We start from the raw sequence: 12,933 nt of genomic DNA, 5'->3' as shown, positions 1-12,933 counted from the left end.
TTTTAAAAAAGATATGTGCAGATTGACAACCATTAACAATTTGAAAATCTGTCAGTTTGAGATTATTTCCAATTTGTTCCAATTTTTTTGTAATGATAGTAATCCCATTATTAAAAATAGGCAGGGCATCTTGTTCTTTATTTTTTAATGTTGCTTCTATTTCTTTATTAACTTTATTTCCTCCTTGAAAATGTCTTACGTTATCTTCAAATAATGTTTTCTGTAGGTTCCCATCTGAATCGGTAATCATTGTAATAAATTCACCCATAGGTAAGCTCCCTATAAATGATTGATTAACATCAGAAATATCTGGAAGCGCCACTTTATCTTTAAATAAAATTTGTTTTACATTTTTTCTTTTTAATTCCTGAAACCAAACTTTTAATTTTTCTGCATCTATAAATTGACAATTAACTTGGCTAAATATTTTTTTATTATTTAGAGCTTCAATACATTTCTTTTCTCTAGCAATAATATCCGCAGGACTTTTCCACTCTCCAACAGTAGCATAATACATATAAATCTTAGGGTTTCCATCAAAATTCAAGGCATTATTATAAATCTTTTCCTTTATTTCTCTAAATTTTTTAATTGTTGAATTCTCCTCTATATCACTATTCTCATTGAAAAAATTACACACTCCAAAATAGAAATTACCAACTTCACTAGCTTTAAAGTGTGGCCTAGCTTTAGATTGAATAAATATAAAGCTAATGTTCAAGCTATGTCCATTTTTGAGGAAGTAATCGTACTGTTCAACATTTTGTATTAATGTTCCATTAACAATAATTCCAATACCATCAAATCCCGCATCTTGTCCACCGCCTATAGACACTGATTCAACTACTTCAGGGGTGATTTTATTAATATACTGCCTTGAAAACACAATATAATTTACAAATTTTTCAAATTGTTGTGATTCATCATCAGTAGTACAACTAAAATTTTCTGAAAAATTATTTAAATAACTTTTTAAAATAGTATCGTTTATCATAATTTTAATCCTTTGTTACCACTTTCAAATATTTAGCAGTATGGCTAATTCTATCCAATTTAGCCACTTCCTCCGGACTACCCTTAGCAATAATCCTCCCCCCGCCATCGCCGCCTTCCGGCCCCAAGTCCACAATATAATCCGCAGTCTTAATCACATCCAAATTATGCTCGATAATCACAATCGAGTTGCCTTTGCCTTTCAGACGGCCTATTACTTCCAGCAGCAAGGCTATGTCGGCGAAGTGCAGGCCAGTGGTGGGTTCGTCGAGGATGTAGAGGGTGCGGCCGGTGTCGCGTTTGGAGAGTTCGAGGGCGAGTTTGACGCGTTGGGCTTCACCGCCGGAGAGGGTGGTGGCGGATTGGCCGAGGCGGATGTAGCCTAAGCCTACGTCCATCAGGGTTTGCAGTTTGCGGGATACGGTGGGCACGGCATCGAAGAATTCGCGGGCTTCTTCTACGGTCATGTCGAGCACTTGGCTGATGTTTTTGCCTTTGTATTGTACTTCGAGGGTTTCGCGGTTGTAGCGTTTGCCGTGGCACACTTCGCAGGGCACGTAAACGTCGGGCAGGAAGTGCATTTCTACTTTGATCACGCCGTCGCCTTGGCAGGCTTCGCAGCGGCCGCCTTTGACGTTGAACGAGAAGCGGCCGACGTTGTAGCCGCGTTCGCGGGCAAGCGGTACGCCGGCGAAGAGTTCGCGGATGGGGGTAAACAGGCCGGTGTAGGTGGCGGGGTTGGAACGGGGCGTGCGGCCGATGGGGGATTGGTCGACGTTGATGACTTTGTCGAGGTGTTCGAGGCCGGTGATGTCGTCGTAGGGCGCGGGTTCTTCGTGGGCGCGGTTGAGTTCGCGGGCGGTGATTTTGGCCAGCGTGTCGTTAATCAGGGTGGATTTGCCGCTGCCGGATACGCCGGTGATGCAGGTAATCAAACCCAAAGGCAGTTCGAGGGTAACGTTTTTGAGGTTGTTGCCGCGTGCGCCTTTGAGGACGAGCATTTTTTCGGGGTTGACGGGCGTTCTTTCAGACGGCACGGCGATGGCTTTTTTGCCGCTGAGGTATTGGCCGGTAACGGAATCTGTGCGGGCGGCGACTTTGTTGGGGGTGTCGGCGATGATAACGTTGCCGCCGTGTTCGCCCGCGCCGGGCCCCATGTCGATCACAAAATCGGCTTCGCGGATGGCATCTTCGTCGTGTTCGACCACGATGACGCTGTTGCCGAGGTCGCGCAGGCGTTTGAGGGTGGCGAGCAGGCGGTCGTTGTCGCGCTGGTGCAGGCCGATGGAGGGTTCGTCCAAAACGTACATCACGCCGGTGAGGCCGCTGCCGATTTGGCTGGCGAGGCGGATGCGTTGGGCTTCGCCGCCGGAAAGGGTTTCGGCGCTGCGGCTGAGGTTCAGATAGTCGAGGCCGACATTAATCAGAAAGCCCAAGCGCTCGGTGATTTCTTTGAGGATTTTTTCGGCGATGTGTTTTTTGTTGCCTTCCAAATCGAGGGTTTCAAAGAACTGATGCGTTTGGGTGAGCGGCCATGCGGAAATTTCGTGCAGCGGCTGTTTGCCTACATAAACATAACGCGCTTCTTTGCGTAAACGTGCGCCGCCGCAGCTTGGGCAGGCGCGGTGGCTTTGGTATTCGGCAAGCTGTTCGCGCACGGTGGGCGAATCGGTTTCGCGGTAGCGGCGTTCGAGGTTGGGAATAATGCCTTCAAAGGCGTGGCTGCGGTTGAAGGTAGTGCCGCGTTCGGAAAGGTAGGTGAAATCAATTACTTCTTTGCCGGAGCCGTGCAGCACGATTTTGCGGATGTTTTCAGGTAGCCCTTCAAACGGGGTATCGACATCGAATTGATAATGCCGCGCCAGCGATTGAATCATTTGGAAATAGAATTGGTTGCGTTTGTCCCAGCCTTTAATCGCACCGGCGGCTAGGGAAAGTTCGGGGTGGGCGACCACGCGTTCGGGGTCGAAGAAATTCATGCTGCCCAAGCCGTCGCAAGTGGGGCAGGCGCCGACGGGGTTGTTGAAGGAAAACAGGCGCGGTTCGAGTTCGGGCAGGCTGTATGAGCACACGGGGCAGGCGAATTGCGAGGAAAACCAATGCTCTTCGCCGCTGTCCATTTCCATTGCCAGCGCGCGTTCGCCGCCGTGGCGCAGGGCGGTTTCAAAACTTTCGGCCAGCCGCTGCTTGATGTCGGCTTTTACTTTCACGCGGTCGATGACTACGTCGATATTGTGCTTGATGTTTTTTTCGAGCTTGGGCACTTCGTCGAGTTGATAGACTTCGCCGTCCACGCGCACGCGGGCAAAGCCTTGCGCCTGCAAGTCGGCAAAGAAATCGACAAACTCGCCTTTGCGTTCGCGCACGGCGGGGGCGAGGATCATCACGCGGGTGTCTTCAGGCAGTTTTAAGACGGCATCCACCATTTGCGACACGGTTTGGCTGCTCAAGGGCAAATCGTGTTCGGGGCAATGCGGCGTGCCGACGCGGGCATACAAGAGGCGCAGATAATCGTGGATTTCGGTAACGGTGCCGACGGTGGAGCGCGGATTGTGGCTGGTGGACTTTTGTTCGATCGAAATTGCCGGCGACAAGCCTTCGATCAAATCGACATCGGGCTTATCCATCATCTGCAAAAACTGGCGCGCATAGGCGGAAAGGCTTTCCACATAACGGCGCTGGCCTTCGGCATAGAGCGTGTCGAACGCGAGCGAGGATTTGCCGCTGCCCGACAAACCCGTTACCACCACGAGCTTGTGGCGGGGGATGTCGAGATCGACGTTTTTCAGATTATGGGTGCGTGCGCCGCGGATGCGGATGGTGTCGTTGTCTTGCTTGCTCATGATGCCTGTCTGAAATATATAGAAAACCGCTTATTTTAACGTGTATCGTTATGAAAGAGATAGTTTTTATGCAAAACAAAAGCGATGGCCACTGAAAAATTTGTCGGGTTTCAGCGTTGGCTAAGCTAAGCTAGAAAAACACAATGCCTGTCTGAAAAATATTCAGACAGGCATTTTTTCAGACAGGCATTATTTATCAATCAGCGTGCCTTCCTGCATCATCATCACGCGGTCGAAGCGGCCGGCCAATTCGTCGTCATGCGTAACCACCACTAGGCTGGTGCCCAGCTCACGTTTCAAATCTATCATCATATCCAGCACGTTTTGCGCGTTTTTGCGGTCAAGGTTGCCGGTAGGTTCGTCGGCCAGCAGGCATTTTGGGCGTGTAACCAGTGCGCGGGCGATGGCGGCACGCTGGCGTTCGCCGCCGGAAAGCTCGCTCGGGCGGTGTTGCATACGCGCTTTTAAGCCTACCCGTTCCAACATGGCTGCAGCTTGATTTTCAGCTTCGGCTTTGGGCTTTTTGCCGATTAAAAGTGGCATCATCACGTTTTCGAGTGCGGAGAACTCAGGCAGCAGATGATGGAATTGGTAAACGAAACCCAAATATTGGTTGCGCAGCAAACCCAATTGTTTTTGGTTTAACGCGCCCAAATCATTGCCCATCAGCTCTATTTTTCCCGAACTGGGCATATCCAGGCCGCCGAGGATATGCAGCAAAGTAGATTTGCCGCTGCCGGAAGCGCCGATAATGCTCACGCTCTGGCCTTCCCGAACCTGAAAATTCAAACCTTGCAGCACCTGCACCCTCAACGCACCGTCGTTATAGCTTTTGCTGACGTTTTGGCAGCTCAAAACCACATTATTCATAGCGCAAAGCCTCCGCAGGTTGGGTTTTCGCGGCGCGCCAGCTCGGGTAAAGCGTAGCAATAAACGCCAAAGTTAACGAAATAGCGGCAATCACGGCCACGTCGTGCGGGTTCACATCGCTGGGCACATAATCGATAAAATAAAACTGCGGATTAACCAACTTTTTACCCATCAAGCCTTCAAAAGAAGCAATGATTTTGCCCACGTTCAAGCCGAGCAGTACACCGACTATCACACCGACCAAAGTGCCGAAAAATCCGGCAAACGCGCCCTGCACCATAAAAATCTTCATCACGCTGCCAGGCGATAAGCCTAAGGTACGCAAAATGGCAATATCGGCCTGCTTTTCCGTTACCGCCATAACCAGCGACGATACCAGATTAAAGGCCGCCACGGCGATAATCAGCGTGAGGATGATGAACATCATGCGCTTTTCCAATTCAACCGCTTCAAAATAGCTGCGGTTGGCAAACGTCCAGTCGCGCACCCACACTTTATGCTGTTCAGCGGCGGGAATCAGGTTTTGGGTAAACTCGGGGGCGTTTTGCGGCTCGGCAAGTTTCAGCCGCAAACCGCTCACACCGTCTTCACCCAAACGGTAAAGCGTTTGCGCATCGGTCAGATGGGTAAGCGCAAGCGAATTATCCACTTCGTAAACGCCCGTTTTCACAATGCCCGCCACATTAAACTGCTTCAGGCGCGGCACCACGCCTGCGGGCGTTACATTGCCCTCAGGTGTGATCACGGTTACTTTGCCGCCCTTTTCCGCGCCAAGCGCTTCGGCCAAGCCTTCACCCAAAATAATGTCGAATTCGCCCGCGTGCAGGTCGTTGAAGCTGCCGCTGGTCATTTTATCGCCGTAATCCACCACTTTCTTTTCTTCTTCGGGCAGGATGCCGCGTATCTGCACGCCGCGCACTTCGCCCGAATTGGCCAGCAAGGCCTGATCCGCAATATAAGGCGCGCTGGCCAACACTTCTTTTTTGCCCTGCACATACCGGCGCAAATCCTGCCAATTCTCGCCGTTGCCCATTTCGAAATAGCCGATTTCCGCATGCGGCGCCACATTCAGCAGCGCGCCGCGGATGTCTTTTTGAAACCCGGCCATCACCGACAACACGATAATCAGCGCCGCCACGCCCAGCGCGATGCCCAAAATGGAAATTAAAGTGATAAAAGACATGAATCCGTTGCGTTTTTTCGCACGCAGATAGCGCAAACCAATCCAAGTTTCTAAAGAAGCCATTTGCAGGGGCCGCCTTCCTTCAGCTGAAAATAAACGCGCATTGTACCGTAAATCGGGTTAAATCGGTTTAAGCCTGTCTGAAACAAGTAAATCTGCGCTTCGGGAGCCGATTCAGGTATAATTCCGCCCTTGATTCAAATGAACTTCAAACACGCTTCCATGTCTAGAAAACCCAAACACGAGCTTGAAAACAATAAATTAAACAAACGCCTGCGCCATGCCGTGGGCGACGCCATTAATGATTTCAATATGATTGAACACGGCGACAAAATCATGGTCTGCCTTTCCGGCGGTAAAGATAGCTACGCCCTGCTGGATATTCTGCGCCAGTTGCAGGCCAGCGCGCCGGTCGATTTCGAATTGATTGCCGTCAACCTCGACCAAAAGCAGCCCGGCTTTCCCGAACACGTTTTGCCCGAATACCTCGAAAGCATCGGCGTGCCGTATAAAATCATCGAAGAAGACACTTATTCCGTGGTCAAGCGCGTGATTGAAGAGGGCAAAACCACCTGTTCGCTGTGCAGCCGTTTGCGCCGCGGCGTGCTGTACCGCGTGGCCAAAGAATTGGGCTGCACCAAAATCGCACTCGGCCACCACTGCAACGATATTCTGGAAACGCTGTTTTTGAATATGTTTTACGGCGGCAAGCTTAAAGCCATGCCGCCCAAACTGGTGAGCGACAACGGCGAACACATCGTTATCCGCCCGCTTGCTTATGTGAAAGAAAAAGATTTAGCGCGCTATGCCGAGCTAAAACAATTTCCGATTATTCCGTGCAATCTATGCGGCTCACAGCCCAATTTGCAACGCCAGGTGATTAAGGAAATGCTGCAAGATTGGGACAAACGCTTCCCGGGCCGCATCGAATCCATGTTTTCCGCCCTGCAAAATGTTGTGCCCTCGCATCTGGCCGATACGGCCTTGTTTGATTTTGCCGGTTTGGAGCGCGGGCAGGTTTTGAAACACGGTGGTGACACGGCTTTCGATAAAGAAGCCATGCCGCAGCACTTTTCAGACAGGCATTCTGATGAATACGGCAACGCCATCAAAATTGAGGCGACGCAAACCCGAAAAGTGATTAATATACTGGCCAGCAAGCCTAAATGTTAAGTTTGATGAAGTATGTTTGCGGTTGTTGGCAAATTTGAAGCAAGCCGAAACTGAATATCCTGCGGCACTGTATTGTCTATATCATCTGCGTAGCGCTGCCTTACTGTTGACTGTTCAGTTTTCGGTTATACCGACACACTCTGTTTTCCATAAGGATGATTATGATGAATAATTTAAACAGCCTCCCGCTTCCTGAAGACAATCAAATTGAAGTGAAAATCGCGCCGCCCGGTTTGCGAATCGGCGCTTGCGCATTGAATATTCTGTTTTCCATCATCGCCTTGATTCCTTTGTTTGCAACGATGGTTGTGCTGATTATCAAAAACTCAGAACAGTTCAAAGGCATTAATGAGAATAACCCGGAAGCTGTTTTTTCTGCTTTGAGCAGCGTATTTGCCCACCCCGTATTTTTGTTGAGCATTTTAGTTTATTTGGTTTACGGCATTTGGCAGATTGTTATCATGAGCAAGCACGGCCAGTCTCTGGGGAAACGCCTGCTTAAAATCAAAGTGATTAAGTCTAACGGTGATGAAGCCGGCTTTCTCGGCACGGTATTGCTGCGTGAAGTGGTTTACAACATTGCTGTGAGCATTATTGTGGCTTTGCTTGTGATGATTGTCAGCGCGTTGGTTTCCGAAACTGCACTTGAAGTGCTCTCCAACCTCATCAGCTGGCTGCCTAATTTAATTTGTTTGGTTATGCTTTTTAATGTAAAACGCGACCGCCGCACTTTACAGGATTACGTTGCCGATACGGTTGTGGTGAAATTGCCTGATTAAGCAACAATGCCTGTCTGAAAACATTCAGACAGGCATTGTTTATCGCGTAACTGACCTGATTTAACTCTTTCGTAAAACCACGAAAATTAGACTTATCTCATCATAGCAAGCCTTTTATAATCCAATCCGCAACAGCCTAACACCCTGTTTGTTTCAGACAGGCACTATCAGTTCACCTAAAATCCGGAATACTCATGACTACTATCCTTATTCTTTGCGGCTTAATCTGCCTTGTTATCGGCCTACTCGGAACGATTTATCCGGCCATTCCCGGCTTAGGTTTGATGTTTGGCGGAGCGTGGCTACTGGCTTATGCAGGCGATTACCAGATTATCGGCACCAATACTTTGATTGCTTTAGGTGTGTTCGCAGCCATCGGCACCGCCACCGATTACGTAGCCGGTATGCTGGGCGCAAAATTTACCGGTGCCAGCAAACAAGCCATCTGGGGCTCGTTTATCGGCGGTGTGGTCGGCGCATTTTTCAGCATTCCCGGCTTATTAATCGGCCCTATTATCGGTGCGGCAACGGGTGAAATCATTGCCAGAAAAGATGTGTGGTCGGCAGGAAAAGTGAGCATCGGCACATTTATCGGTTTCATACTCGGCGTGGTGGCAAAAGTGGGCTGTGCCGCCGCTATTGTGATCACTTTGGCTGTCGTATGGATTTTCAGCTTGTTTAATTAAGCTTTCAAATTTCATAACACAATGCCTGTCTGAAAAGATAATTCGCTTTCAGACAGGCATTGTGTTTATTTGAGCAACTCGGCCAGCATGTATTCGTAAACAGCGGAAAGTTTGGGAATGTCTTCTAAAAGCACATGTTCGTTAATCTGATGAATACTGGCGTTGGAGGGCCCCAATTCAATCAATTCTTTTGCAACGGCTTTAATGAAACGGCCGTCAGACGTGCCGCCGCTGGTGGAAAGTTCGGTTTGGATGCCGCACACTTCGGCTGCCGCGGCCTGAGCCACCTGCGTGAGCCGCCCGGCTTCGGTAAGGAAAGGCTGGCCGGAGCACGACCATTCCAAATCGTAATCCACGCCGTGTTTATCCAAAATCGCATGCACCCGCTCTTTCAAACCTGCCTCTGTCGATTCGGTGGAAAAGCGGAAATTGAATTTGATGTTCAATACGCCCGGAATCACATTGGTTGCACCCGTGCCGCCGTTGATATTAGAAATCTGAAAACCGGTTGGCGGAAAATAATCATTGCCCTCATCCCATTCTTCAGAAGTTAATTCCAGCAACGCAGGCGCCACCGTATGCACAGGGTTTATCGCCAAATGCGGGTAAGCGATGTGCCCTTGTTTGCCTTTAACGGTAAGGTTGCCCGAGAGTGAACCGCGGCGGCCGTTTTTAATGGTGTCGCCCACGCGGTTTACCGCTGTCGGCTCGCCCACAATGCAATAATCAATTCCTTCGCCGCGCTTGTGCAGCGCTTCAACCACTTTGACCGTGCCGTCATACGCATCGCCTTCTTCATCGGAAGTAATCAAAAAAGCAATGCTGCCTTTGTGCTCCGGATTCGCCGCCACAAAGCGCTCGCACGCGGTCACAAAAGCCGCGATGCTGGTTTTCATATCCGCCGCGCCCCGGCCATATAAGCACCCTTCCCGCTCAGTGGGCAAAAAAGGCGGCGAATCCCATTTTTCCTCTGGCCCTGAAGGCACTACGTCTGTATGGCCGGCAAAGCAGACGACCGGCGCCGCGTTACCTTTGCGCGCCCAAAAATTTTTTGTGTCGCCAAAATTCATGGTTTCCACTGTAAAACCCATTGCTTCAAGCCGCCCGGCCAAGATGGCTTGGCAGTTTTTATCGTCAGGCGTTACGGATGCTTGGGCAATCAGCGCTTTGGCTAATTCTAAAGTAGCGGTTTCAGTCATCGCAGTTTCCGGTTGTCGAAATGAAGTTGGAGATTGTATCAGCTTTGTTTCAGACAGGCATACCGCCGCTTCACGCCGAATCACAAAACTTGTCAAAAAAACTCATTCCGTTACAATCACCTTACCCGAAAATTCTACAAAGGCCTGTCTGAAAAATGGAAAACAAAAAATTTATTTGGAACACCATCAGAGAAGAAACCGCAAGAGCCGCTGCCGAAGAGCCTATGCTGGCCAGCTTTCTGCATTTAACCGTACTGCGCCACGGCTGCCTCGACCGCGTATTGGCATTTCATTTATCCAGCAAACTTTCCAGCACCACGATGGACGCGCGCGCCTTGTTTGAAATCTATCTGCACGCCTTAGAAGCCGACCCGTCCATTTCAAAAGCCATGCAAGCCGACATCAAAGCTTATTACGAGCGCGACCCTGCGTGCGATCAATACTGCTTGCCGCTGCTTTATTTCAAAGGTTTTCACGCCATTCAGGCGCACCGTATCAATAATTGGCTGTGGCAAAACGGCCGTCAGACTTTGGCCTATTTTCTGCAAAACCGTTCGTCAGAAGTGTTCGGCGTCGACATTCATCCCGCGGCACGTTTCGGCAGCGGCATTATGATTGACCACGGTACCGGCGTAGTGGTAGGTGAAACCGCCGTTTTGGGCAACGATATCTCCATTCTGCATGGTGTTACCCTCGGCGGTTCAGGCAAAGAAAGCGGCGACCGCCACCCGAAAGTGGGAGACGGCGTAATGATCGGTGCCAATGCTTCGGTGCTAGGTAATATCCGCATCGGCGAATGCGCTAAAATCGGTGCAGGCAGTGTGGTGGTCAGCGACGTAGAACCACACACTACGGTTGTGGGCGTTCCCGCTAAAGCAGTAGGAAAAGCCAAAAACATGCCGGCTGCCGACATGGATCAAAATATTGCGTTTTTCTATTCGATTTAAGTTTTTAGTTTTTCAGACAGGCATTCATGTCTTGAGAACAATGCCTGTCTGAAACAGCCATAACGGATTGCAAACTAGGTTTGCCCTTATTTATTCCATAGTATAATTATGCCTGTCTGAACTTTTCAGACAGGCATAATGGTATCGTTTAATAAATTCAAACAAAATCCACCGGCCATCTCTCTTAAACCCGCTATCTGTGGAGCTATCCTGTGCATTTCTCCCTCGCGCCCGTTGTTATCGTCTTACTCGTTGCCGTTATCGCAGTTATTATCTGCCGCCGCTTCCATATCCCTTCTATGCTGGGCTACCTACTTGTCGGCTTTATCGCCGGGCCTGGTGTATTGCGCTTAATCCCACAAGGCAGCGCCACCGACTACTTGGGCGAAATCGGCATCGTATTTCTGATGTTCAGCATCGGTTTGGAGTTTTCGCTTTCCAAGCTGAATTCCATGCGGCGCTTGGTGTTTGGCTTGGGCGGTTTACAAATCGGCATCACGCTTGCCGCCGTGTTAGGCATCTTAATCATCAGTCAAAACACTCCGTTTACTCCGGCCTTCGCTGTTGCGGGCGCTCTGGTCATGTCATCCACCGCCATTGTCAGCCGCATTCTTTCGGAAAAAACCGAATTAGGCCAACAGCACGGCCAAATGGCGATGGGTGTGTTACTGATGCAGGATATCGCCGTGGTTCCGCTCATGATTCTTTTGCCCGCTCTAGCAGGTGGCGATAGCGGCAACTTGTGGTGGGAGCTTGCGTTAGCCGCCGTAAAAATGGTGCTGACGCTTTGCGTATTATTTGTCATCGGCAGCCGCGTGATGACGCCATGGTTCCGCTTGGTGGCAAAAGCCAAGTCGTCCGAACTTTTCATGATTAATGTTTTATTGGTCACGCTGGGCATCTCCTATCTTACCGAACTGGAAGGCCTCTCTTTGGCACTGGGCGCATTCGTAGCCGGCATGTTGCTTTCAGAAACCGAATACCGCTTCCAAGTGGAAGACGATATCCGCCCCTTTCGCGACATTTTGCTCGGTTTCTTTTTCATCACAGTGGGTATGAAACTGAACCTAAGCGTTCTAGTGGAAAATTGGCCTTTAGTCATGATTCTGCTTGCTATCATTATCCCGTTAAAAGCCCTTATCGTTTTCCTGATTGCCTGGCGCATGAAACATACAGGTGCTGAAAGCCTGAAAGCCGCGCTTTATCTGGCTCAAGGCGGTGAGTTCGGTTTCGTTATCCTCGCTGTAAGCGGCAATTTAGCCCTCATATCCGACAATCTTGAGCAAGCGGCCACAGCAGCCATTCTACTTTCTATGATTGCCGCCCCGTTCATTCTCAACAGCAGCGACAAAGCGATTAATAAATTGATTAAACCCAATTGGGACATACAGGCAGCCGATCTGCAAAAAATGCTGATTGATACCATGAGCAAATCCGATCACATTCTACTAATCGGTTTTGGGCGTGGCGGCCAAAACATAGGTAGAATCCTCGCCGCACAAGATATCCCCTATTACGCCTTGGATTTGGATGCAGAACGGGTTCAAGTTGCGCGCGGTATCGGAGAACCCGTTTCTTTTGGTGATGCAAAACGCAAAGAAATTCTCGAAGCAGCCGGCCTCTCCCGTGCGCAAGCAGTTATCATCACGCTTAACAATATGCACGAAACAGAGCACATTCTTGACAGCATCATGCATTTACACCCGACCATGCCCGTTCATGTACGCGCTGTCACCGACGACTACATCGCCAAATTTACCGATTTAGGCGCTGAAGAAGTTATCTCAGATACCAAAGAAGCCAGCCTTGCCCTAGCCTCTTTCGGCATGATTAATAGCGGACTTTCCTACCAGCGCGTGCACCAAATCATTTCCGATTTAAGACGCAACCGCTACCAAATTTTAGAGGGATTGATCAGTGGCTCAGATGACGACGAAGGCTTTTATCATGAAAACAACAGCGTAAACCGCTATGCTTTCGCTTTGCCCCAAGAAGCTTATGCCGTAGGTAAAACAATCAAGGAGCTTCCTCTAAACGAAACCGAAGTCCAACTCGCTGCCGTTCGCCGGCAAACCAGCCAAATCCGCGATTTTTCTCCTGATTTTGCTCTCGAACCTAACGACATTCTGATTATCATCGGCAAAAAAGAAAAAATAATTTCTTTTGAAAACTGGTCCTTACAAGGAAGCGAATAATTTAACCAAAAAGAGCTTGCACAGAAAGCCAGAATTTGGTTTAATCACGTTCTCACAGCGAACAC

At 49.4% G+C, this 12,933-nt stretch carries 10 protein-coding genes; 5 read left to right on the top strand and 5 right to left on the bottom strand.

Translation table 11 applies throughout. The annotated features are described in order from the left end of the window. The 4 genes from HMPREF9370_RS06755 to HMPREF9370_RS06740 form a co-directional block, all read right to left on the bottom strand. Positions 1–994: AIPR family protein (locus HMPREF9370_RS06755; protein WP_009116659.1), on the bottom strand; the 994-nt coding region annotated here is incomplete at its 3' end. Positions 995–998: 4 nt separating this feature from the next. After that, positions 999–3,836, bottom strand: a complete 2,838-nt coding sequence (gene uvrA / locus HMPREF9370_RS06750; RefSeq protein ID WP_009116658.1) for an excinuclease ABC subunit UvrA — start codon at positions 3,834–3,836, stop codon at positions 999–1,001. Between the two features lie 189 nt (positions 3,837–4,025). Continuing rightward, complete coding sequence (gene lolD / locus HMPREF9370_RS06745; RefSeq protein WP_009116657.1) at positions 4,026–4,706, bottom strand: lipoprotein-releasing ABC transporter ATP-binding protein LolD; 681 nt, start codon at positions 4,704–4,706, stop codon at positions 4,026–4,028. After that, a complete protein-coding gene (locus tag HMPREF9370_RS06740) occupies positions 4,699–5,952 on the bottom strand; it encodes a lipoprotein-releasing ABC transporter permease subunit (RefSeq protein WP_009116656.1) in 1,254 nt (417 codons plus the stop codon). The genes lolD and HMPREF9370_RS06740 overlap by 8 nt, the downstream gene beginning before the upstream one ends. 159 nt (positions 5,953–6,111) lie before the next feature. Between HMPREF9370_RS06740 and ttcA the strand changes: the two genes are divergently transcribed. From ttcA to HMPREF9370_RS06725, 3 genes are all read left to right on the top strand, one after another. Further along, positions 6,112–7,062 carry a tRNA 2-thiocytidine(32) synthetase TtcA gene (gene ttcA, locus HMPREF9370_RS06735; protein WP_040667013.1) on the top strand — a complete coding sequence of 317 codons (951 nt, stop codon included), beginning with the start codon at positions 6,112–6,114 and terminating at the stop codon, positions 7,060–7,062. A gap of 161 nt (positions 7,063–7,223) precedes the next feature. Beyond that, a complete protein-coding gene (locus HMPREF9370_RS06730) occupies positions 7,224–7,841 on the top strand; it encodes an RDD family protein (protein WP_169311363.1) in 618 nt (205 codons plus the stop codon). A 194-nt stretch (positions 7,842–8,035) separates the two neighbouring features. Beyond that, on the top strand, positions 8,036–8,527 hold the full coding sequence (locus tag HMPREF9370_RS06725; RefSeq protein WP_009116653.1) for a DUF456 domain-containing protein: 492 nt from the start codon (positions 8,036–8,038) through the stop codon (positions 8,525–8,527). Positions 8,528–8,592: 65 nt separating this feature from the next. Here the strand turns inward: HMPREF9370_RS06725 and dapE are convergent, their stop codons facing one another. Further along, entirely contained in the window at positions 8,593–9,726 is a 1,134-nt protein-coding gene (gene dapE, locus HMPREF9370_RS06720; protein WP_040667011.1) for a succinyl-diaminopimelate desuccinylase, read from the bottom strand. A 155-nt stretch (positions 9,727–9,881) separates the two neighbouring features. Between dapE and cysE the strand changes: the two genes are divergently transcribed. Together cysE and HMPREF9370_RS06710 are read left to right on the top strand one after the other, a co-directional pair. Further along, positions 9,882–10,673, top strand: a complete 792-nt coding sequence (gene cysE / locus HMPREF9370_RS06715) for a serine O-acetyltransferase (protein ID WP_009116651.1) — start codon at positions 9,882–9,884, stop codon at positions 10,671–10,673. 212 nt (positions 10,674–10,885) lie between these two features. After that, on the top strand, positions 10,886–12,868 hold the full coding sequence (locus tag HMPREF9370_RS06710; protein ID WP_009116650.1) for a cation:proton antiporter domain-containing protein: 1,983 nt from the start codon (positions 10,886–10,888) through the stop codon (positions 12,866–12,868). Positions 12,869–12,933 lie beyond the last annotated feature (65 nt).

Source organism: Neisseria wadsworthii 9715 (assembly GCF_000227765.1).
Classification (GTDB): Bacteria; Pseudomonadota; Gammaproteobacteria; order Burkholderiales; family Neisseriaceae; genus Neisseria; species Neisseria wadsworthii.
The sequence above is the reverse complement of the archived record's forward strand: the minus strand, read 5'-3'. Positions and strand labels throughout refer to the sequence as shown.